Consider the following 21,525-nt stretch of genomic DNA (forward strand, 5'->3'; position numbering starts at 1 on the left):
GCATACGAGATCGGGACGGGTGACTGGAGTTCAGACGTGTGCTCTTCCGATCTCGCGTTGAACACGGCGATACCGCGCTGGCGGGCAGCTTCCAGGTCAACCTGGTTGGTGCCGATGCAGAAGCAGCCAACAGCGACCAGTTTCTTGGCGCAGTCGAAGATCTCTTCGGTAAGCTGGGTGCGTGAACGGATGCCGATAAAGTGGGCATCGGCGATCTTTTCCTTCAGCTCGGCTTCCGGCAACGAACCAGTGAGGTATTCGATGTTGGTGTAGCCGGCAGCCTTGAGGGTATCGACTGCGTTCTGGTGCACACCTTCAAGAAGAAGGAACCGGATCTTGCTCTTGTCGAGAGAAGTCTTGCTCATCTGCGTAAACCTGTATCCCGGAGAAAAAATGGCGAGGGGTGATGCCAGGCGCGAGGGCAGCCTTAGCATGAACAGCGGGAGGGCTATGCTAGCATACGCGACACAATCTGAGCTTATCCCGACAGGTGAAGAGTACTCAGGGTGACTATGAATAAGTCGAGAGTTCCAGCGATGACCCACCCCGCTGTTATTGAAGAACTGATGACCCTTGTCGACCCTGGCAAGGTCCTGACCGACGCGGCTTCCCTCGAAGCCTATGGCAAGGACTGGACCAAGCATTATCCGCCGGCGCCCAGCGCCATCGTCTTTCCCAAGACGGTCGAGCAGGTGCAGGCCATTGTGCGCTGGGCCAATGCGCACCAGGTGGCGCTGGTGCCGTCTGGCGGGCGCACTGGGCTTTCTGCCGGCGCTGTGGCGGCCAATGGCGAGGTTGTCGTTTCCTTCGATTACATGAACCAGATTCTCGGCTTCAATGCCTTCGACCGCACCGTGGTCTGCCAGCCAGGGGTCATCACCCGGCAATTGCAGGCCTACGCCGAAGAGCAGGGCCTGTATTACCCGGTGGACTTCGCTTCCAGCGGTTCTAGCCAGGTTGGCGGCAACATCGGCACCAATGCCGGCGGGATCAAGGTGATTCGCTACGGCATGACCCGCAATTGGGTCGCAGGGCTGAAAGTGGTCACCGGCAAGGGCGAGTTGCTGGAACTGAACAAAGACCTGATCAAGAACGCCACCGGCTACGACCTGCGCCAGCTGTTCATCGGTGCCGAAGGCACGTTGGGTTTCGTGGTCGAGGCCACCATGCGCCTGGACCGGGCGCCGCGCAACCTTACCGCGATGGTGCTGGGTACACCGGACTTCGACTCGATCATGCCGGTGCTGCACGCCTTCCAGGGCAAGCTGGACCTGACCGCCTTCGAGTTCTTCTCAGACAAGGGCTTGGCCAAGATCCTGGCACGCGGTGACGTGCCGGCGCCGTTCGAGACCGATTGCCCGTTCTACGCACTGCTGGAGTTCGAGGCCAGCACCGAAGCGGTGGCCAACGAAGCCTTGGCCACCTTTGAGCACTGCGTCGAGCAGGGTTGGGTGCTGGACGGGGTGATGAGCCAGAGCGAAACCCAGCTGAAAAACCTGTGGAAGCTGCGCGAGTACCTGTCTGAAACCATCTCGCACTGGACCCCGTACAAGAACGACATTTCCGTCACCGTGTCGAAAGTGCCCGCGTTCCTGCGCGATATCGACGCCATCGTCGCGGAGCATTACCCCGATTATGAAGTGGTGTGGTACGGCCATATCGGCGACGGCAACCTGCACCTGAACATCCTCAAGCCCGAGCACATGAGCAAAGACGACTTCTTCGCCTCGTGCACCAAGGTCAACAAGTGGGTGTTCGATATCGTCAAACGCTACAACGGCTCGATCTCCGCCGAGCATGGCGTGGGTATGACCAAGCGCGACTACCTGGGCTACAGCCGCTCGCCGGAAGAAATCGCCTGCATGAAGGCAATAAAGGCCGTGTTCGACCCTAACGGCATCATGAATCCGGGTAAGATCTTCGCTCCCGTATAAAAAGCAGTAGAGGAGTCGGCCATGAGTTACCAGCACCAGTACGTAGACGGCACGCGCATTCACTTCCCGCTGGGCAAGGTGGTGTGCATCGGCCGTAACTATGCCGAGCATGCCAAGGAACTGGACAACCCGATCCCCACCGAACCGCTGCTGTTCATCAAGCCAGGCAGCTGTGTGGTGCCGGCCGAAGGCGGCTTCAAGATCCCGGCCGAGCGGGGTTCGGTGCACTACGAGGCCGAAATTGCCGTGCTGCTGGGCAAGCCGCTGTCGGCCCACCCGAGCGAGGAAGAGGTGCTGGATGCCATTTCCGGCTACGCCCCGGCGCTGGACCTGACCCTGCGCGACGTGCAGGCCAAACTGAAAGAGAAGGGCCTGCCGTGGGAACTGGCCAAGTGCTTTGACGGGGCCTGCGTACTGCCGCCGTTCGTCTCGGCCGCCAGTTTCGAGGATGTCACCGACATCCCGGTGCGCCTGACCGTCAACGGCGAAGTGCGTCAGGACGGCAACAGCGCGATGATGCTTAACCCGATCGTGCCGATGATCCAGTACATGGCGGCGCATTTTTCGCTGCAGGCGGGGGATGTGATCCTCACCGGTACCCCGGCGGGTGTGGGGCCGTTCAATGTCGGTGACGAGCTGGTGCTGGAGCTGCCGGGTGTCAGCCGCTTCGAAAGCCGAGTGTTCTGACTCGAAACCGTGTTGCCTTCTTCGCGGGTAAACCCGCTCCCACAGGTACTGCACAAGGCTTGAGAGCTGTGCAGTACCTGTGGGAGCGGGTTTACCCGCGAAGAGGCCGGACCTGTTTACCGATTTTTCACACCCGATCAGGATAATGCGCGCACCCACGCCCATTTCCCAGGAACCGCGCATGCCATCACCCTCCGCCCCGGCAACACCCAAGCGTCGCTTCTTTCTGCGCTGGCCCTTCGGCCTGGCTGTGGCGGCGGTGATCGGTTATGGCGTATCGGTAGCCATGCACTGGGATGACCGTGGTGCACTGTGGGTAAAGGAGAGCTTCGAAAGCACCGCCGAGCGCAGCGAAAGCGTGTGGCTGCCGGACTATCAGGTGGACATCGACGCCAAACCGCTACCGGGCATGGACGATGACGAAGCCTCGGACGTGGCCTTCAACCCGCATACCCGTACCCTGTTCGCGGTCATGGGCAAGAACCCGATCCTGGTCGAGTTGAGCCTGGAGGGCGATGTTCTGCGCAAGATCCCGCTCAACGGCTGGAGCAACCCGGAGGGTGTCGCCGTGCTGGAAGACGGCAACCTGGCCATTACCGACGAGCGTCTGCACGACCTGACCGTGGTCAAGGTGGACGCGCAGACCACGGCACTGAACCACGGCGACTTCCAGAGCCACGACCTGGGCCAGTCGGTGAAAAGCAACAAGGGTTTCGAGGCCATCGCCTGGGACCCGCTGCGTCAGCGCTTGATCATCGGCGAGGAGCGCCCACCCAAGCTGTACACCTGGAACACCGATGGTCGCAGCCCGCTCCAGGGTGAGAAGCAGCCGCTGCCCAGCGAAGAGCTCGACTTGCGCAACCTCTCTGCCCTGGGCGTTGACCCACGCACCGGCCACTTGCTGGTGCTGTCGGCCGATTCCAACATGCTGCTGGAGCTGGACGAGCAGGGCCAGCAAGTCAGTTTCATGACCCTGCTGGGCGGCTTCAACGGGCTTGAAGACACCATCCCGCGGGCTGAAGGGGTGGCCATGGACGATAAGGGCAACCTGTACATGGTCAGCGAGCCGGCGCTGTTCTATCGCTTCAAGAAGAACTGACAACATCATCAGATTTGCCTGATGCTGGCATTAAGCTTCGTTTCAGCCATTAATGATTAGATTCGCCACCCCTGTGTCGAGTCTGCTCTTATGCGCCGTTTTGTTCGCCTGTTCCTTGTTCTGGTTGCCCTTGGCCTGCTCATGCTTGGCTGGGCCGGGCAGGAGTTTCGCCTGTTCGAGCGTGGCTGGTTCAACCTGAAGACCTGGTGGCACCCTGCCGAGCGGAGCATTGGCCTGGACCGCTACCGGGTAGTGCTGGAGGCGCAGCCGGTCGAAGGGCTGGATGATGACATTTCGGCGCTAACCTACGACCCCGACCGCAAAACCCTTTTCACCGTCACCAATGCCCGTTCGGAGCTGATCGAGCTGTCGCTGGACGGCCGCATCCTGCGCCGCGTGCCGCTGACCGGCTTCGGCGACCCGGAGGCTGTGGAGTACGTTGGGCCAAACAGTTATGTGATTACCGACGAGCGTCAGCAACGGCTGATTCGCGTAAGGCTGGAAGACGACACGATGTTCCTCGATGCCGGTGACGCCGAACAGCTCAGCCTGGGCATTGGCCTGAACGGCAACAAGGGATTCGAGGGCCTGGCATACGATTCGGCGGGCAAGCGGCTGTTCGTGGCCAAGGAGCGTGACCCGATGCTGATCTATGAGGTGCATGGCTTCCCGCATGACAACCCGGAAAAGCCCTACGCCGTGCATGTGGTACAGGACCGCAAGCGCGATTCACGGCTGTTTGTAAGGGACCTGTCGAGTTTGCAGTTCGATGAGCGCAGCGGGCACTTGCTGGCGCTGTCGGACGAGTCGCGGCTGGTGCTGGAGCTGGATGTAGAAGGCAGGCCGCTGAGTACCTTGTCGCTGCGCAAGGGGTCGCAGGGGTTGCAGGCGACGGTGCCGCAGGCGGAGGGGATTGCGATGGATGAGGTGGGGACCATTTACCTGGTCAGTGAGCCGAACCTGTTTTATGTGTTCAAGCAGGTAACGGAGTGAGCAGGTGGGGCTGCTTTGCAGCCCATCGCGACACAAGGCCGCTCCTACAGGAGATGGCGTACCCCTGTAGGAGCGGCCTTGTGTCGCGACACGAGGGCGAAGCCCTCGCCGAAGCTTACTCGGCCTTCAGGCTCTTCACACCTTCAGAGGTACCGAGCAGCAGCAGGTCCGCCGGTCGCGCCGCGAACAGGCCGTTGGTGACCACGCCAACGATGGCGTTGATCTGCGCTTCCAGCTCCACCGGGTTGGTGATCTGCAGGTTGTGCACGTCGAGGATCACGTTGCCGTTGTCGGTGACCACGCCTTCGCGGTACACCGGGTCGCCGCCCAGCTTGACCAGCTGGCGCGCCACGTGGCTGCGGGCCATCGGGATCACTTCAACCGGCAGCGGGAAGGCGCCCAGCACGGGCACCAGCTTGCTGCCGTCGGCGATGCAGATGAAGGTCTTGGCTACGGCCGCGACGATCTTCTCGCGGGTCAGGGCTGCGCCGCCGCCCTTGATCAGGTTCAGGTGCGCGTCGCTTTCGTCGGCGCCGTCCACGTAGAACTCAAGCTCGCTGACGCTGTTCAGCTCGTACACCGGGATGCCATGGCCCTTCAGGCGCTGGGCAGTGGCTTCGGAGCTGGCGACTGCGCCGTCGAAGGCGGTCTTGTGCTGAGCCAGGGCGTCGATGAAGAAGTTGGCGGTCGAACCGGTACCGACGCCGACAACGCTCTTTTCATCCAGCTTGGGCAGAATGAAGTCGACAGCGGCCTGGGCGACGGCCTGTTTGAGTTGGTCCTGGGTCATGCGGGCTCCGAAAGGGGCAGGGCGGTTTCAAAGTTGCCTAGTATAACGGCTCGCACGGCTTTGCTGTGGTCGCCCGACGTAGCGCTGGGGTAGACTTCCAGCCCTTGTCCCGCGGCCCAGTGATGCATTCCCGATGCTCGAACAGTACGTCAAGAAGATCCTCACCTCGCGCGTCTATGACGTTGCCGTCGAAACCCCGTTGCAGAGCGCCGGGCAACTGAGCAAGCGGCTGGGCAACCAGATTTTGCTCAAGCGCGAAGACCTGCAGCCGGTGTTCTCGTTCAAGATCCGCGGGGCGTACAACAAGCTGGCCCAGCTGAGCCCAGAGGAACTGGCCCGTGGCGTGGTCACCGCCTCGGCCGGCAACCACGCCCAGGGCCTGGCCCTGGCTGCGCGCGAAATGGGCATCAAGGCCACCATCGTGATGCCCAAGACCACCCCGGAAATCAAGGTCGAGGGCGTGCGCTCACGGGGCGGCAAGGTGGTGTTGCATGGCGACTCGTTCCCCGAGGCGCTGGCCTATTCGCTGAAACTGGTCGACGAAAAGGGCTTTGTCTATGTTCACCCTTACGACGACCCGCACACCATCGCCGGTCAGGGCACCGTGGCCATGGAAATCCTGCGCCAGCACCCTGGCCAGCTGGGCGCGATCTTCGTGCCGGTGGGTGGCGGTGGCCTGATCGCCGGTATTGCCGCCTACGTGAAGTACCTGCGCCCGGAAATCAAGGTAATCGGCGTCGAGCCGGACGACTCCAACTGCCTACAGGCGGCCATGGCCGCCGGTGAGCGCGTGGTGCTGCCGCAGGTCGGGCTGTTCGCCGACGGTGTGGCGGTGGCCCAGATTGGCCAGCACACCTTCGATATCTGCCGCCACCATGTGGACGAAGTCGTCACCGTCAGCACAGACGAGATTTGCGCAGCAATCAAGGATATCTACGACGATACCCGCTCGATCACCGAACCTGCCGGCGCCTTGGGCGTTGCGGGCATCAAGAAGTACGTCGAGCTGTATGGCGTGACCGGGCAGACGCTGGTGGCTATCGACTCTGGTGCCAACGTCAACTTCGACCGCCTGCGCCATGTGGCCGAGCGTGCCGAGTTGGGTGAAAAGCGTGAGGCGATCATCGCCGTGACCATTCCCGAGCGACCGGGCAGCTTCAAGGCCTTCTGCGAGGCCATTGGCAAGCGCCAGATCACCGAGTTCAACTACCGCAAGCACACCTCGGACGAAGCGCATATCTTCGTGGGCGTGCAGACCCACCCGGAAAACGACCCGCGTGCAGCGCTGGTGCAGCAACTGACCGAGCAGGGCTTCCCAGTTACCGACCTGACCGACAACGAGCTTGCCAAGTTGCATATCCGCCATATGGTGGGTGGCCATTCGGCCGGTGCCAGTGACGAAATGGTACTGCGCTTCGAGTTCCCCGAGCGGCCAGGGGCGCTGTTCAACTTCCTCAACAAGTTGGGCGGGCGCTGGAACATCTCGATGTTCCACTACCGCAACCATGGCGCAGCTGACGGGCGTGTGGTGGCAGGCCTGCAGGTGCCGGAGGATGAGCGTCACCTGGTACCGGCGGCGCTGGCCAAGATCGGCTACCCGTACTGGGACGAGACCGAAAACCCCGCTTACAAGCTGTTCCTGGGCTGAGCGGCTAAGCTTGGCTTATCGCTCAAGGATGTGAAGACATGGAACACCTGACCACCCTCAAGACCTTGCACATCATTGCCACCGCACTGCTGCTTTTGGGCGCCTTGGGCTTGGCGGCCTGGACCGTTCGCGCCCGCCGTCAGGGTGATGCCGAGGCTTATGCAAAGCTGCTGCGCCGGCCGTTGGTATTTGTCTGGCTGGTGATGGGCCTGTGCCTGGTGAGCATGCCGCTTACCGGTTGGTGGCTGGTGCATCTGGTGGGCTGGCCGCTGGGGCAGACCTGGGTGCTGGCGTCCAGCGTCATCTATACCTTTGGCGCGTTTGCCGTGTGGTGGCTGCTGGTACGGCTGAACCGGCTGCGCAAGGCCGAAGTGGTAGGGCTGCGGTTTACCCTGGCGCTGGCGGTGTTCAGCGGGGTGTGCTTCCTGTCCATTGCCGGGCTGATGGGTGCCAAGCCAGTTTGAGGCCAGAGGAGGGCTTCGCCCTCCATCGCGACGCAAGGCCGATCCCACAGGGGAGCGCGAATCCCTGTAATCTCAATCCCTCAGCGAAACCACCGGCCACCCGCGCTTCTCGGCCTCGGCCCGCAAGTTCGGGTCCGGGTCCACCGCCACCGCATGCGTCACCCGCTGCAATAGCGGCAGGTCATTCATCGAGTCGCTATAGAAGTAGCTGTCCTCGAGATCAAAGCCGTTCTCCAGCATCCAGCGGTCCAGCCGCGTCACCTTGCCTTCACGGAAACACGGTATATCGGTACTACGCCCGGTATAGCGACCGTCGCGCATCTCGCACTCGGTTGCCAGCAGCACGCGAATGCCAAGACGCCGTGCAATTGGCGCGGTGACGAAGCGGTTGGTAGCGGTAATGATCACCAACTGGTCGCCCGCCTCGCGGTGCTGCTGCAGCAGGGCCAGGGCCTTGGGCAGGATGATCGGTTCGATGCAGTCGCGCATGAAGTCGCGGTGCCATTCGTCGAGCTGGGCCACGGGCGTTGCCGCCAGGATCTCCATGGAAAAGGCCAGGTAGGCCTGCAGGTCCAGGGTGCCGTTGAGGTAGTCCTGGTAGAAACCATCGTTGCGTTGCTTGTAGGCGAGTGGGTTGAGGATGCCACGCTCGCAAAGGTAGTCACCCCAGGCATGGTCGCTGTCGCCACCGAGGAGGGTATTGTCCAGGTCGAATAAAGCCAGGCGCATCGCGGTCACTCGCATCAGCCACAGGGTAGGCCCGCAGAATACGGAGTTTTCACGCTGCTGCACATAAGCTTGGCGGGCGCGTTGCTGCGCTCGCAAGCTTTGTGGAACAATGCGGGGACATGCGTTTGCGAGGTTGCTGCCGTGATCGACCCGGATGGTTTTCGCCCCAATGTCGGGATCATTCTTACGAATGATGCCGGGCAGGTGCTATGGGCTCGACGGATCAACCAGGATGCCTGGCAGTTCCCCCAGGGTGGTATCAACCCTGACGAGACGCCTGAAGATGCCCTGTACCGCGAGCTGAACGAAGAAGTTGGCCTTGAACGCGACGATGTGGAAATTCTTGCCTGCACCCGTGGCTGGTTGCGTTATCGTTTACCGCAGCGACTGGTACGTACCCACAGCCAGCCGCTGTGCATCGGCCAGAAGCAGAAGTGGTTCCTGCTGCGCCTGGTCAGCAACGAACAACGGGTGCGGATGGACCTGACCGGCAAGCCGGAATTCGACGGCTGGCGCTGGGTGAGCTATTGGTATCCGCTGGGCCAGGTTGTGACATTCAAGCGCGAGGTGTACCGACGCGCCCTGAAAGAGCTAGCACCGCGTCTACTGACGCGCGACTGACGACGGAGTTCGACCCCGAGCCATGCTCAATACGCTGCGCAAGATCGTCCAGGAAGTAAACTCCGCCAAAGATCTCAAGTCGGCGTTGGGGATCATTGTCTTGCGCGTCAAGGAAGCCATGGGCAGCCAAGTCTGCTCGGTCTACCTGCTCGACCCGGAAACCAACCGCTTCGTGCTGATGGCTACCGAAGGCCTGAACAAGCGCTCCATCGGCAAGGTCAGCATGGCCCCCAACGAAGGCCTGGTTGGCCTGGTGGGTACCCGGGAAGAGCCGCTGAACCTGGAAAACGCCGCCGACCACCCGCGTTATCGCTACTTTGCCGAAACCGGCGAAGAGAAATTCGCCTCCTTCCTGGGTGCACCGATCATCCACCACCGCCGTGTGGTCGGGGTATTGGTCATTCAGCAAAAGGAGCGCCGCCAGTTCGACGAGGGCGAGGAAGCCTTCCTGGTCACCATGAGCGCCCAGCTCGCCGGGGTAATCGCCCATGCCGAAGCCACGGGCTCGATCCGTGGCCTGGGTCGCCAGGGCAAGGGTATTCAGGAAGCGCGCTTCGTGGGTGTGCCTGGCTCGCCTGGCGCTGCCGTGGGGCGCGCGGTGGTGATGTTGCCGCCGGCCGACCTGGAAGTGGTGCCGGACAAGACTGTCGATGACATCGACGCTGAACTGAAGCTGTTCCAGAACGCCCTTGAAGGCGTGCGCGACGACATGCGCAAGCTGTCGGCCAAGCTGGCCACCCAGCTGCGCCCGGAAGAGCGCGCGCTGTTCGATGTGTACCTGATGATGCTTGAAGACGCAGCCCTGGGCGGTGAGGTGACCGAGGTCATCAAGACCGGCCAATGGGCTCAGGGCGCGCTGCGCCAGGTGGTTGGCGAGCACGTCAACCGCTTCGAGCTGATGGACGATGACTACCTGCGCGAGCGCGCCTCCGACGTCAAGGACCTTGGCCGGCGCCTGCTGGCCTACCTGCAGGAAGCCCGCTCGCAATCGCTGGTGTATGCCGACAACACCATCCTGGTCAGTGAAGAGCTGACGCCGGCCATGCTCGGTGAAGTGCCGGAAGGCAAGCTGGTAGGCCTGGTCTCGGTGCTGGGTTCGGGCAACTCTCACGTTGCCATCCTCGCTCGCGCCATGGGCATTCCCACGGTCATGGGCCTGGTGGACCTGCCGTACTCCAAAGTCGATGGCATTGAACTGATCGTCGACGGTTACAAGGGCGAGGTGTTCACCAACCCCAGCGAAGTGCTGCGCAAGCAGTACAGCGAAGTGGTCGAGGAAGAGCGTCAGCTGGCCCAGGGCCTGGATGCCCTGCGCGAACTGCCATGCGTTACCCCCGATGGCCATCGCATGCCGCTGTGGGTCAACACTGGCCTGCTCGCCGACGTGGCCCGTGCACAGCAACGCGGCGCCGAAGGGGTCGGCCTGTACCGCACTGAAGTGCCGTTCATGATCAACCAGCGCTTCCCCAGCGAGAAAGAGCAGCTGGCCATTTACCGTGAGCAACTGGCGGCCTTCCACCCGCTGCCGGTGACCATGCGTACCCTCGACATTGGGGGTGACAAGGCGCTGTCGTACTTCCCGATCAAGGAAGAAAACCCCTTCCTGGGTTGGCGCGGCATCCGCGTCACCCTCGACCACCCGGAAATCTTCCTGGTACAAACCCGCGCCATGCTCAAGGCCAGCGAGGGCCTGAACAACCTGCGCATCCTGCTACCGATGATTTCCGGCATTCACGAGCTGGAAGAGGCGCTGCACCTGATTCACCGCGCCTGGGGCGAAGTGCGTGACGAAGGCACCGACGTGCCGATGCCGCCGGTGGGTGTGATGGTGGAAATCCCGGCAGCGGTGTACCAGACCAAGGAGCTGGCGCGGCAGGTGGACTTCCTGTCGGTCGGTTCCAACGACCTGACCCAGTACCTGCTGGCGGTTGACCGCAACAACCCGAGGGTCGCCGACCTTTACGACTACCTGCACCCGGCGGTGCTGCAGGCGTTGAACACGGTTGTGCGCGACGCCCATGGCGAAGGCAAGCCAGTGAGCATCTGTGGTGAGATGGCCGGTGACCCAGCGGCGGCGATACTGTTGATGGCCATGGGCTTCGACAGCCTGTCGATGAACGCCACCAACCTGCCGAAGGTGAAGTGGATGCTGCGTCAGGTGAACATGAGCAAGGCCACGGAACTGCTGGCCGAGGCCCTGAGCCATGACAACCCGCAGGTTATCCACAGCTCGCTGCAGTTGGCACTGAAGAACCTTGGGTTGGCGCGGATGATTGGGCCTGGGGCCAATAAAACCCTGTGAAATTCGGGGGCCGCCTTGCGGCCCCATGGCCCTCAGACCGTAAGCTCAACTTCCCCCAAGTGCCCACCAAAAGGCCCGAAGCTGCGCTCAACCAGTCGTCTTTTGCCCTGATCATCCACAATCAGCACCGTACTTGCCCGCGTCCCATAATTCTGGCTGGCAATAAACACACTCGACAGCAACTTCTCGGTCGCTACTCCCACGCCCGTCTCGGGTAGGTCACCCTCAGCCGCAGGCTCGTTATCTGCCAGCAACGCCAGCAACCGATGCGGCTCGGGCGCTTCCAGCAGGCCCTCCAGCCCGCTACGTGCCTTCACCAGCTTCGGCCATGGCGTATCCAGCCCGGCATTGGATAACCCGTACACCCCGGCATGCAGCAGGCGCGGCGTGGCTTCCCGAGCATTCAGATATCCCAGCTGCTGGCCATCACCCACCAGCAGGTTGAACCCCGAATACTGCCCACTTCGGCTGGCCACCTGGCCCAGGTAAGCCTCGACACCCATTTCACCCTGCAGGTACGCCGCCACCAGCTCACCCCGCGAGCGTGGCCCCAGCGCCTGGCCAGGGTCGCGGATGTTGGTCAGCGCGGCAAAGCGCCCCTGTGGGCCCACGCCCAGCCAGGTACCACCGGCTTCCAGGTCTCGCCCGGCGTGTACGCCGGGCGCATCGTCCCAGGCTGCCAGGGGGTGGGTGGGGCGGGCATAGAATTCGTCGCGGTTGGCCGCCACGATCAGCGGCAGGGCGTGCCCCGGCCGCCAGGCAAATACGATCAGGCACATCGGTTGGGCCTCTGTGTTTTCTGCCACTGTACCCACAGCAGCATGGCCGATCCATCCTGTCACAGAGTTCACTAGAGCCCCGAGCCCGGCTTCCGTTACCATGCCGGATTGATTTCTCGGGGACGCCGAATGGAATTCGTGCTCTATCTGCTGTTGGGCGCCTGTGCTGGTGTGCTGGCCGGGCTGTTCGGCGTGGGCGGTGGCATCATCATCGTGCCGGTGCTGGTGTTCAGCTTCACCTTGCAGGGCTTCGATGCCTCGGTATTGACCCATCTGGCAGTCGGCACGTCACTGGCAACCATCGTATTCACTTCGATCAACGCTGTGCTCGAGCACCACCGAAAGGGTGCCGTGCAATGGCCGATTTTCGCCTGGATGACCCTCGGCATCCTGCTGGGGGCCGGCGTCGGTGCCAAGACCGCCTCGTTGATCCAAGGCCCGTTGCTGCAAAAGATCATCGGTGTGTTTGCCCTGGTCATCGCCGCGCAGATGGCACTGGGCCTCAAACCCAAGGCCAGCCGTGGCATCCCCGGTAAACCTGCATTGGTTGGGGCCGGTGGGGTGATCGGCTGGGCTTCGGCCATCTTCGGCATCGGCGGTGGTTCGCTGACCGTGCCGTTCCTGACCTGGCGCAGCCTGCCGATGCAGCAGGCGGTGGCCACGTCCTCGGCCTGTGGCCTGCCGATCGCCCTGGCCAGTGCCCTGAGCTTCATGCTGCTGGGTTGGCACGAAGAGCACCTGCCGGCCCATAGCCTGGGTTACGTGTACCTGCCGGCGATGATCGGCATTGCCGTGACCAGCATGTTTTTCGCCCGCTTTGGCGCGCGTCTGGCGCACAAGCTGTCGCCCCGTTTGTTGAAACGCCTGTTCGCAGCGCTGCTGTTCTGTGTCGGCCTCAGCTTTTTGATTTGAATCGAGAGGAAGTTCCATGCTGCCTTACCCGCAGATAGACCCCGTGGCCCTGGCCATCGGGCCGCTGAAAATCCATTGGTACGGTCTGATGTACCTGATCGGCATCGGCGGTGCCTGGCTGCTGGCCTCGCGCCGGCTGAACCGCTTCGATCCCACCTGGAGCCGCGAGAAGCTTTCCGACCTGGTGTTCTGGCTGTCGATGGGTGTGATTGTCGGCGGGCGCCTGGGCTATGTGCTGTTCTACGACCTGCACGCCTACCTGGCCAACCCGACGCTGATCTTCGAGGTGTGGAAGGGCGGCATGTCGTTCCACGGTGGCTTCATCGGCGTGATGTTGGCGGCCTTGTGGTTCGGCAAGCGCAACAACAAGTCGTTCTTCGAACTGATGGACTTCGTTGCCCCGCTGGTGCCGATCGGCCTGGGTGCCGGGCGTATCGGCAACTTCATCAACGCCGAGCTGTGGGGCAAACCCACTGACGTGCCATGGGCGATGATCTTCCCGCCGTTCAGCGACTCAGCCCAGCTGCCACGCCACCCGTCGCAGCTGTACCAGTTCGCTCTGGAGGGCGTGGCACTGTTCGTCATCCTCTGGCTGTTCTCGCGCAAGCCGCGGCCGACCATGGCGGTATCGGGCATGTTCGCGCTGTTCTACGGCATCTTCCGCTTCATCGTCGAATTCGTGCGGGTGCCGGATGCCCAGCTGGGCTATATCGCCTGGGGCTGGCTGACCATGGGTCAGATTCTGTGCGTGCCGATGATCCTGGCTGGCCTTGGCCTGATCTGGTGGGCTTATAATCGCAAGCCTACGGCGAAACCCGCCTGATTAATCCCACGGCAGGGGCGATCCCCCTGCCGTTTTTGCTACAGGTAAGCCATGAAACAGTATCTGGACCTGGTCCGCGACGTCATCGAAAACGGCACGATGCAGGGCAACCGCACCGGCATTCGCACCATCAGCCTGCCGGGCGCCATGCTGCGTTTCGACCTGCAAAAGGGCTTTCCGGCCATCACCACGCGCAAACTGGCGTTCAAGTCGGCAATCGGCGAAATGGTCGGTTTTCTGCGGGGCGTGAAAAACGCAGGTGAATTCCGCGAGCTGGGCTGCAAGGTCTGGGACCAGAACGCCAACGAAAACGCTCAGTGGCTGGCCAACCCGTTCCGCCAGGGCCATGACGACCTGGGCGAGATCTACGGCGTGCAATGGCGCCAATGGCCAGGCTACAAGCGCATCCCGCTGAGCAACTCGGCCGCCATCGAAATGGCCGAAAAGGCAGGCTTCCGCCGTATTGCCCAGGACGAAGAGGACGGCGTCGCCTTCGTCATCCTGTACAAGGCCATCGACCAGGTGCGCCAGTGCCTGGACACCATCGCCAATGACCCGGGCAGCCGCCGCATCCTGTTCCACGGCTGGAACTGCGCGCAGCTGGACGAAATGGCCCTGCCGCCGTGCCACCTGCTGTACCAGTTCCACCCAAATGTCGAGACCAAGGAAATTTCCCTGACCCTCTACATCCGCTCCAACGACCTGGGCCTGGGCACACCGTTCAACCTCACCGAAGGCGCGGCGTTGCTGTCGCTGTTCGGCCGCCTGACCGGTTACACCCCGCGCTGGTTCACCTACTTCATCGGTGATGCCCATGTGTATGAAAACCACCTGGACATGCTGCATGAGCAGCTCAAGCGCGAGCCGCTGGAGGCGCCGAAACTGGTGATCAGCGACCGCGTGCCGGCGTTTGCCGAGACGGGTAAGTACGAGCCGGAGTGGCTGGAGAAGATCGAACCGAGTGATTTCTGGTTGGAAGGTTATGAGCACCATGCGCCGATGACAGCGCCGATGGCGGTGTGATTTTCTAGATTGCCGGGGGGCGCAAAGCGCCCCCCGGCAATCTCAATGCCCGTGGCTGCGCCCCACATGCGAATGCTCGGTATCCGGTACCGATACCGCCCCGTTCGTCTCCAATCGCTGCAAAATCGCGCACTCACTCCCTTGCGCATTGCAGCGCCGCCGCAGCTCTACCAGCTGTTCCTGCAACGCCACCAAACCGTCGATACGCGCCTGCACATGCTCGATATGCTCGTCGATCAGCGCGTTGACACTGCCGCACGAGTCATCCGGGCTGTCGCGTAGGCGTAGCAGGCTGCGAATTTCGTCCAGGGTCATGTCCAGGGTGCGGCAGTTACGGATGAAGGTCAGCCGCTCGACGTGAGCCTGGGTATACAGCCGGTAGTTGCCGTCACTGCGCGCAGGCTCCGGCAGCAGGTTTTCCCGCTCGTAGTAGCGAATGGTTTCCACCGCACAGTCGGTGGCTTTGGCCAGTTCTCCGATTTTCATCACGAATCTCCAGCAATAGGCTTGACCCTATAGTGGCTACAGGGTGTTCACTTGGCAACAGGCTCACTTTAAGGATGACCCCATGAACCAGCCTGTCAGCCACGACCACAAGCACTCGCACGATCACGCCCATGGCGATGACGACCACGGCCATGCTGCCCACGGCCACAGCTGCTGCGGCTCCAAAGCCGCGCCATCGCTGGTGCAACTGAGCGAAACGGCCAGTGCCCAGGCGCAGCTCAGCCGTTTTCGCATCGACGCCATGGACTGCCCCACCGAGCAGACGCTGATCCAGGACAAACTGGGCAAGCTGGCCGGAATCGAGCAGCTGGAATTCAACCTGATCAACCGCGTGCTTGGCGTGCGCCATACCTTGAACGGTACGGCTGAAATCGAGCGGGCCATCGACAGCCTGGGCATGAAGGCCGAGCCGATTGCTGCCGAGGACGACGGCACCACCAGCGCGGCACAACCGGCCAAGACCCGCTGGTGGCCGCTGGCACTGTCGGGTATTGCTGCGATTACCGCCGAAATCGTGCACTTCGCTGCGCTGGCCCCGGAATGGGTGGTAGCGGGGCTGGCGCTGTTGGCGATCCTCGGCTGCGGCCTGGGTACCTACAAGAAGGGCTGGATCGCCCTGAAAAACCGCAACCTCAACATCAATGCCTTGATGAGCATTGCCGTGACCGGTGCGGTGCTGATCGGCCAGTGGCCGGAAGCGGCCATGGTGATGGTGCTGTTCACGGTTGCCGAGCTGATCGAAGCGCGCTCGCTGGACCGTGCGCGCAATGCCATCGGCGGATTGATGCAATTGGCCCCGGACATGGCCACGGTGCAGCAGGCCGATGGCCTGTGGCGCGAGCTGGACGTGCGTGAAGTGGCCATCGGTGCGTTGGTGCGGGTGCGCCCCGGCGAACGCATCGGCCTGGACGGTGAAGTGACCAGTGGGCAGTCCAGCGTCGATCAGGCACCGATCACCGGTGAAAGCCTGCCTGTAGAGAAGGCAGTGGGCGACAAACTGTTCGCCGGTACCATCAACCAGGCGGGAGCATTGGAGTTCCGCGTTACCGCTGCTGCCGGGCAGTCTACCCTGGCGCGGATCATCAAGGCCGTGGAGGAGGCACAAGGCGCGCGGGCACCTACCCAGCGCTTCGTCGACCGGTTTTCGCGCATCTACACCCCGGTGGTGTTCGCCATTGCCCTGGCCGTGGCGGTGATCCCGCCGTTGTTCATGGCCGGTGTCTGGTTCGACTGGGTCTACCGTGCTCTGGTATTGCTGGTGGTTGCGTGCCCCTGCGCATTGGTGATCTCGACCCCGGTGACCATCGTCAGCGGCCTGGCGGCTGCCGCGCGCAAAGGCATCCTGATCAAGGGCGGCGTCTATCTGGAGGGCGGCCGCCACCTGGACTTCCTGGCCCTGGACAAGACCGGCACCATCACCCACGGCAAACCGGTACAGACTGACGCCGAAGTGCTGGCGTCGCAGTTCGAAGCCCGCGCTCAAGCCCTGGCCGCCAGCCTGGGCGAGCGCTCGGACCACCCGGTGTCCCGCGCTATCGCTCAGTTCGGCAAGGCGCAAGGGCTGGCTCTAAGTGAAGTGGATGACTTCGCCGCCCTGGCCGGGCGCGGTGTGCGTGGCACCATCGACGGTGAGGTCTACCACTTGGGCAACCACCGCCTGGTCGAAGAGCTGGGCCTGTGCTCGCCAGCGCTGGAAGCCAAACTGGATGCGCTGGAGCGTCAGGGCAAGACCGTGGTGCTGCTGCTCGACCGTTCCGGGCCATTGGCGCTGTTTGCCGTTGCCGACACCGTGAAGGACAGCAGCCGCCAGGCTATCGCCGAGCTGCATGAACTGGGTATCAAGACTGTCATGCTGACCGGTGACAATCCGCATACCGCCCAGGCCATCGCCGCTGTGGTGGGCATCGACCGCGCCGAGGGTAACCTGCTGCCAGCCGACAAGCTGAAAACCATCGAGGCCTTGTACGCAGAAGGCCACCGGGTGGGCATGGTCGGTGATGGTATCAACGACGCGCCAGCTCTGGCCCGCGCCGAGATCGGTTTTGCCATGGCCGCCGCCGGTACCGACACCGCCATCGAGACCGCCGACGTAGCGCTGATGGACGACGACTTGCGGAAAATTCCGGCCTTCGTCAGGCTGTCGCGCCAAAGCGCGGCGATCCTCATGCAGAACATCGTTCTGGCGTTGGGCATCAAGGCGATATTCCTGGCCATCACCTTTGCTGGCATGGCGACCATGTGGATGGCGGTGTTCGCCGACATGGGCGTGAGCCTGCTGGTGGTGTTCAACGGCTTGCGCCTGTTGCGCAAATAGAGGACGTGCATGCTGAGTTCGGAGCTGAAAGCCTTTTACATGGTGGCCCGACTGGGCAGCATCACCCTGGCGGCGAAGAAGCTTGGGCTCAGCCAGCCCACGGTAACCACGCAGATCCGAAACCTGGAAGGCCAGTACGCCGTGGAGCTGTTCTACCGTGGCGGTCGGCGCCTGGTGCTGAGCGAGGAGGGCGTGCGCCTGTTGCCGATGGTCAAGGCACTGCTGCAGCAGGAGGCCGACATCGAGTTCGAGCTGCGCAACAGCGGCCAGGCGCAGGGCAGCCTGCGCATCGCAGCCACGGCGCCTTACTACATCCTTGACCTGGTGAAAATCTACCGCGAACGGCTGCCTCAGGTAGAAGTGGCGGTGGAGATCGGCAACTCGCAGCAGGTGCTGGAAATGCTCGAAGACTACCGGGTGGATATCGCCGCGTCTTCGCAACTGGTGGAGGATGCGCGGTTGGTGCGGCGGGTACTGGGGACTGATCCGCTGGTGGTGGCGGTGCACCGCAACCACCCATTGGCCCATCGCCAGTCGGTGTCCATCAAGGGGGTAGCCGGGCATTGCCTGCTGATGCGCGAGAAGGGCTCGACCACGCGCAAGCTAACCGAACAGATGATGCAGGAGGCCGGGGTCAAAGCCGGCGCCTTGCTGGAAATCGGCAGCCGCGAGTCGATTCGCGAGGCGGTGCTGCGCAACATCGGCATCAGCGTGATTGCCCGCCATGAGGTGCCGCACAACCCTGAGCTGCGGGTGCTGGCGCTGGAGAATGCGCCGGTGATGCATGAGTATTTGTATTGCCTGAAGGAGCGTCGCCAGGCCCGTTTGCCGGCTGCCTTTCTTGGGGTGGCGCAGGAAGTGGCTGGCTCACACTTCTGATTCAGGAGTATACAGGCACTGTAGGAGTGGCCTTGTGTCGCGATGGGCTGCGCAGCAGCCCCGGGGTTTCAGCTCCGCCGCATGAATTGCCGGGGCTGCTGCGCAGCCCATCGCAACACAAGGCCGCTTCTACAAAATCTGCCTATATCACTATCATCGACTTTTGCCCAAACGCCACAGAACCTTCGCACAGCCTTCCTAGCATGGCCCCCATCTCTTCGATGAGGCCCTGCCATGAACCACACCACCCCCGGCGCACAAATGACCGTGCGCAACATCCACAAGCGCTTCGGTGCCTTCACGGCGCTGAACGATGTCTCGCTGGACATCGCCGCCGGCGAGCTGGTGTGCCTGCTTGGCCCGTCCGGTTGCGGCAAGACCACGCTGTTGCGTTGCATTGCCGGCCTGGAGCGCCAGGACCGCGGTACGCTGTACATCGGCGAACGCGATATTTCCGAGCTGCCGCCCCAGGCCCGTGACTACGGCATCCTGTTCCAGTCCTACGCGCTGTTTCCCAACCTCACCGTCGAAGCCAACATCGCCTACGGCCTGACCGGCAGTGGCCGCGAGCAGGCCCGTCAGCGTGTGGCCGAAATGCTCGAGCTGGTGGGCCTTGCCGGCAGCGAGAAAAAGTACCCCGGCCAGCTTTCCGGTGGTCAGCAGCAACGTGTGGCCCTGGCCCGCGCGTTGGCACCTTCGCCTTCCTTGTTGCTGCTCGACGAGCCGATGTCGGCGCTGGATGCGCGGGTGCGCGAGCACCTGTGCACCGAGCTGCGCCAGCTGCAACGGCAGCTGGGCATCACCACCTTGATGGTGACCCACAACCAGGACGAGGCCATGTTGATGGCCGACCGCATTGCGGTAATGAACAACGGCCAGGTCGAGCAGTACGCCACCCCGCAGGAAATCTACGACCAGCCGGCCACGCCGTTCGTCGCCGAGTTCGTCGGCCAAGGTAACTGGCTGCCGTTTCAGCGCAGCAGCGACAGCCATGCCCAGGTTGGCGGCATGAACATGCGCCTGGCGCCGGGTTCGGCCCAGGCCAGCAGCGGTCGGCTGTTCTGCCGCCCAGAGGCGATCACGGTCAACCCGGTGGTACACGAAGAAAACCTGTTCCCGGCCATGGTTCGCGAAATCACCTTCCTCGGTAACCGCTGTCGCATGAGCTTTGAACTCAAGGCCTTGCCAGGCCATGCCTTGCTGGCTGAACTGGCCCCCGAAGCCATGCCGCGCCTGGGTTCGCAGGACATCTGGGTGGCACTGCCGCCGCAGAGCCTGCAGGTGTTTGCCTGAGATGGCCGCGCCAATGTCCCTGCCACTGGGCCAGGCCAAAGCCGCGCCGCGTGCTGGCGTCGCCCTGGGTGACCGGTTGTTCGTCGTCGGCGGCAAGAGCCTGCTGCTGATCCTGTTGGTGCTGGCCGTGCTGATGCCGCTGCTGGCGATCTTCTGGCGTGGTTTCAGCGGTGAAGCGGGCCAAGGCGGCGGATTGCTGGCGGCCCGTGAACTGTTCGCCAGCGACAACTTCCACTGGTTGCTGGGCAACAGCCTGTCGGTGGCCTTGACGGTTGCGGCCATCGTGGTGCCGCTGGCCTACCTGTTCGCCTATGCCCTGCAACGCACGCTGATTCCGGCCAAGGGCCTGTGGCGGGGGATTTCGCTACTGCCGCTGTTGGCACCGTCGATGCTGCCGGCCATCGCCCTGGTCTACTTGTTCGGCAACCAGGGGCTGCTGCGCGGGTTGCTCAGCGACAACATCTACGGTTTCTGGGGCATCGTGCTGGGCGAGGCTATCTACACCTTCCCGCATGCGCTGATGATCCTGCTGTCGGCGCTGTCGCTGGCCGATGCTCGCCTGTTCGATGCAGCTTCCAGCATGGGTGCCGGCTCGTGGCGGGCGTTCACCAGCATTACCTGGCCGGCCACACGCCAGGCGGTGTTCGCGGCGTTGTGCCTGGTATTCACCCTGACCATCACCGACTTCGGTGTGCCGGTAGTGGTCGGTGGCGACTATCAGGTGCTGGCACTGGAAGCCTACAAGGCGGTGGTCGGCCAGCAACAGTTTGGCCGTGGCGCGTTGATCGGCATGGTGCTGCTGTTGCCGGCGCTGTTCAGCTTTACCGTCGACGCCTGGCTGCGCCGGCGCCAGGGCGAGGCCATGAGCGGCCGTGCCCAGGTGTTCGTACCCAAGCCATCGCGTGGCCGCGATGCCTGCTTCCTGGCCATCGTGCTGCTGGTGTGCGCGGCATTGTTGCTGGTGATCGGTATGGCGGTGTATTCCTCGCTAGTCACCTTCTGGCCATACAACCTCTCGTTGTCACTGCGTCATTACCTGTTCGACGACACCGCAGGTGGCGGCTGGCTGGCCTACCGCAACAGCGTGACCATGGCCATCGGCACCGCGCTGATCGGCAGCATCGTGATCTTCACCGGTGCCTACCTGATGGAGAAAACCCAGGGGCAACGCCTGCTCAACCAGGCGCTGCGCCTGCTCAGCTTCATCCCCATGGCCGTGCCGGGCCTGGTGCTGGGCCTGGGCTACGTTTTCTTCTTCAACCTCAACGGCAACCCGCTGCATGTGCTGTACGGCGGCATGGGGCTGCTGGTGGTGTGCACCATCGCCCATTACCTGACCACCGCGCAGATGACCGCAACCACCGCCCTGCGTCAGCTCGACGGCGAGTTCGAAGCCGCTGCGTTGTCGCTGAAGGCGCCGCTGTACAAGCACTTCCTGCGGGTGACCGTGCCAATCTGCCTGCCGGCGTTGCTGGACATCATCCGCTACCTGTTCGTCTCGGCGATGACCACCGTGTCGGCGGCGATCTTCCTGTACAGCCCCGACACCATTCTGGCTGCCGTTGCCGTGCTGAACATGGACGACGCCGGCAACGTTGGCGGTGCCGCCGCCATGTCCACCCTGATTTTGCTGACCAGTGCCGGCGCTTCGCTGCTGCTGGCCGCAGCCTCACGCGGCCTGCTGCGCCGCTCCCAAGCCTGGCGCCAACGCGCCGCGACCGTCTGACC

19 protein-coding genes are annotated in these 21,525 nt (G+C 62.9%); 15 read left to right on the forward strand and 4 right to left on the reverse strand.

Features of this window, described 5'->3' with window-relative positions; all coding sequences use genetic code 11:
• Positions 1-536 precede the first annotated feature (536 nt).
• The 4 genes from APH42_RS16695 to APH42_RS16710 all read left to right on the forward strand — a co-directional run bounded on the left by APH42_RS16695 (position 537) and on the right by APH42_RS16710 (position 4,713).
• A complete protein-coding gene (locus APH42_RS16695) occupies positions 537-1,934 on the forward strand; it encodes an FAD-binding oxidoreductase (RefSeq protein WP_060493810.1) in 1,398 nt (465 codons plus the stop codon).
• A 21-nt stretch (positions 1,935-1,955) separates the two neighbouring features.
• Positions 1,956-2,621 (forward strand): fumarylacetoacetate hydrolase family protein, encoded by a 666-nt coding sequence (locus APH42_RS16700; protein WP_012274700.1) that lies wholly within the window; start codon positions 1,956-1,958, stop codon positions 2,619-2,621.
• A gap of 181 nt (positions 2,622-2,802) precedes the next feature.
• Positions 2,803-3,720: an SdiA-regulated domain-containing protein gene (locus tag APH42_RS16705; protein ID WP_012274699.1), complete on the forward strand. Its 918-nt coding sequence runs from the start codon at positions 2,803-2,805 to the stop codon at positions 3,718-3,720.
• Between the two features lie 90 nt (positions 3,721-3,810).
• Positions 3,811-4,713, forward strand: a complete 903-nt coding sequence (locus tag APH42_RS16710) for an SdiA-regulated domain-containing protein (RefSeq protein ID WP_060493811.1) — start codon at positions 3,811-3,813, stop codon at positions 4,711-4,713.
• Positions 4,714-4,828: 115 nt separating this feature from the next.
• Here APH42_RS16710 and rpiA read toward each other — a convergent pair whose 3' ends face one another.
• Positions 4,829-5,503, reverse strand: a complete 675-nt coding sequence (rpiA, locus tag APH42_RS16715; protein WP_012274697.1) for a ribose-5-phosphate isomerase RpiA — start codon at positions 5,501-5,503, stop codon at positions 4,829-4,831.
• A 133-nt stretch (positions 5,504-5,636) separates the two neighbouring features.
• On the opposite strand from rpiA, the gene ilvA reads away from it, so the two are divergent.
• Together ilvA and APH42_RS16725 are read left to right on the forward strand one after the other, a co-directional pair.
• Positions 5,637-7,151 carry a threonine ammonia-lyase, biosynthetic gene (ilvA, locus tag APH42_RS16720; RefSeq protein WP_060493812.1) on the forward strand — a complete coding sequence of 505 codons (1,515 nt, stop codon included), beginning with the start codon at positions 5,637-5,639 and terminating at the stop codon, positions 7,149-7,151.
• A gap of 38 nt (positions 7,152-7,189) precedes the next feature.
• On the forward strand, positions 7,190-7,615 hold the full coding sequence (locus tag APH42_RS16725) for a DUF2269 domain-containing protein (protein ID WP_012274695.1): 426 nt from the start codon (positions 7,190-7,192) through the stop codon (positions 7,613-7,615).
• Positions 7,616-7,687: 72 nt separating this feature from the next.
• Here APH42_RS16725 and APH42_RS16730 read toward each other — a convergent pair whose 3' ends face one another.
• On the reverse strand, positions 7,688-8,344 hold the full coding sequence (locus tag APH42_RS16730) for an HAD family phosphatase (protein WP_060493830.1): 657 nt from the start codon (positions 8,342-8,344) through the stop codon (positions 7,688-7,690).
• A gap of 141 nt (positions 8,345-8,485) precedes the next feature.
• On the opposite strand from APH42_RS16730, the gene APH42_RS16735 reads away from it, so the two are divergent.
• Entirely contained in the window at positions 8,486-8,965 is a 480-nt protein-coding gene (locus APH42_RS16735; RefSeq protein ID WP_003249017.1) for an RNA pyrophosphohydrolase, read from the forward strand.
• Positions 8,966-8,987: 22 nt separating this feature from the next.
• Positions 8,988-11,267: a phosphoenolpyruvate--protein phosphotransferase gene (ptsP, locus tag APH42_RS16740; RefSeq protein ID WP_012274693.1), complete on the forward strand. Its 2,280-nt coding sequence runs from the start codon at positions 8,988-8,990 to the stop codon at positions 11,265-11,267.
• A 32-nt stretch (positions 11,268-11,299) separates the two neighbouring features.
• Here the strand turns inward: ptsP and APH42_RS16745 are convergent, their stop codons facing one another.
• Complete coding sequence (locus APH42_RS16745; RefSeq protein WP_060493813.1) at positions 11,300-12,046, reverse strand: NRDE family protein; 747 nt, start codon at positions 12,044-12,046, stop codon at positions 11,300-11,302.
• Between the two features lie 129 nt (positions 12,047-12,175).
• Between APH42_RS16745 and APH42_RS16750 the strand changes: the two genes are divergently transcribed.
• The 3 genes from APH42_RS16750 to APH42_RS16760 are packed head-to-tail and all read left to right on the forward strand — an operon-like array spanning position 12,176 to position 14,804.
• Positions 12,176-12,958 (forward strand): sulfite exporter TauE/SafE family protein, encoded by a 783-nt coding sequence (locus tag APH42_RS16750; RefSeq protein WP_012274691.1) that lies wholly within the window; start codon positions 12,176-12,178, stop codon positions 12,956-12,958.
• A gap of 16 nt (positions 12,959-12,974) precedes the next feature.
• The gene (gene lgt, locus APH42_RS16755) at positions 12,975-13,781 is read left to right on the forward strand and encodes a prolipoprotein diacylglyceryl transferase (RefSeq protein WP_060493814.1); all 807 of its coding nucleotides are present in this window, start codon (positions 12,975-12,977) and stop codon (positions 13,779-13,781) included.
• 51 nt (positions 13,782-13,832) lie between these two features.
• Positions 13,833-14,804 carry a thymidylate synthase gene (locus APH42_RS16760; protein WP_012274690.1) on the forward strand — a complete coding sequence of 324 codons (972 nt, stop codon included), beginning with the start codon at positions 13,833-13,835 and terminating at the stop codon, positions 14,802-14,804.
• 42 nt (positions 14,805-14,846) lie between these two features.
• On the opposite strand, the gene cadR is transcribed toward APH42_RS16760, so the two are convergent.
• Positions 14,847-15,290: a cadmium resistance transcriptional regulator CadR gene (gene cadR / locus APH42_RS16765; RefSeq protein WP_012274689.1), complete on the reverse strand. Its 444-nt coding sequence runs from the start codon at positions 15,288-15,290 to the stop codon at positions 14,847-14,849.
• A gap of 82 nt (positions 15,291-15,372) precedes the next feature.
• Here cadR and APH42_RS16770 point away from each other — a divergent pair, with 82 nt between their 5' ends.
• The 4 genes from APH42_RS16770 to APH42_RS16785 all read left to right on the forward strand — a co-directional run bounded on the left by APH42_RS16770 (position 15,373) and on the right by APH42_RS16785 (position 21,523).
• The gene (locus tag APH42_RS16770) at positions 15,373-17,625 is read left to right on the forward strand and encodes a heavy metal translocating P-type ATPase (protein WP_060493815.1); all 2,253 of its coding nucleotides are present in this window, start codon (positions 15,373-15,375) and stop codon (positions 17,623-17,625) included.
• Between the two features lie 9 nt (positions 17,626-17,634).
• Positions 17,635-18,504: a LysR family transcriptional regulator gene (locus APH42_RS16775; protein ID WP_060493816.1), complete on the forward strand. Its 870-nt coding sequence runs from the start codon at positions 17,635-17,637 to the stop codon at positions 18,502-18,504.
• A 234-nt stretch (positions 18,505-18,738) separates the two neighbouring features.
• Positions 18,739-19,797 (forward strand): putative 2-aminoethylphosphonate ABC transporter ATP-binding protein, encoded by a 1,059-nt coding sequence (locus tag APH42_RS16780; RefSeq protein ID WP_012274686.1) that lies wholly within the window; start codon positions 18,739-18,741, stop codon positions 19,795-19,797.
• A gap of 1 nt (position 19,798) precedes the next feature.
• The gene (locus APH42_RS16785; protein WP_060493817.1) at positions 19,799-21,523 is read left to right on the forward strand and encodes a putative 2-aminoethylphosphonate ABC transporter permease subunit; all 1,725 of its coding nucleotides are present in this window, start codon (positions 19,799-19,801) and stop codon (positions 21,521-21,523) included.
• Positions 21,524-21,525: the final 2 nt, after the last annotated feature.

Origin of the sequence: Pseudomonas sp. NBRC 111140, assembly GCF_001320885.1 — a bacterium.
GTDB lineage: Bacteria > Pseudomonadota > Gammaproteobacteria > Pseudomonadales > Pseudomonadaceae > Aquipseudomonas > Aquipseudomonas putida_P.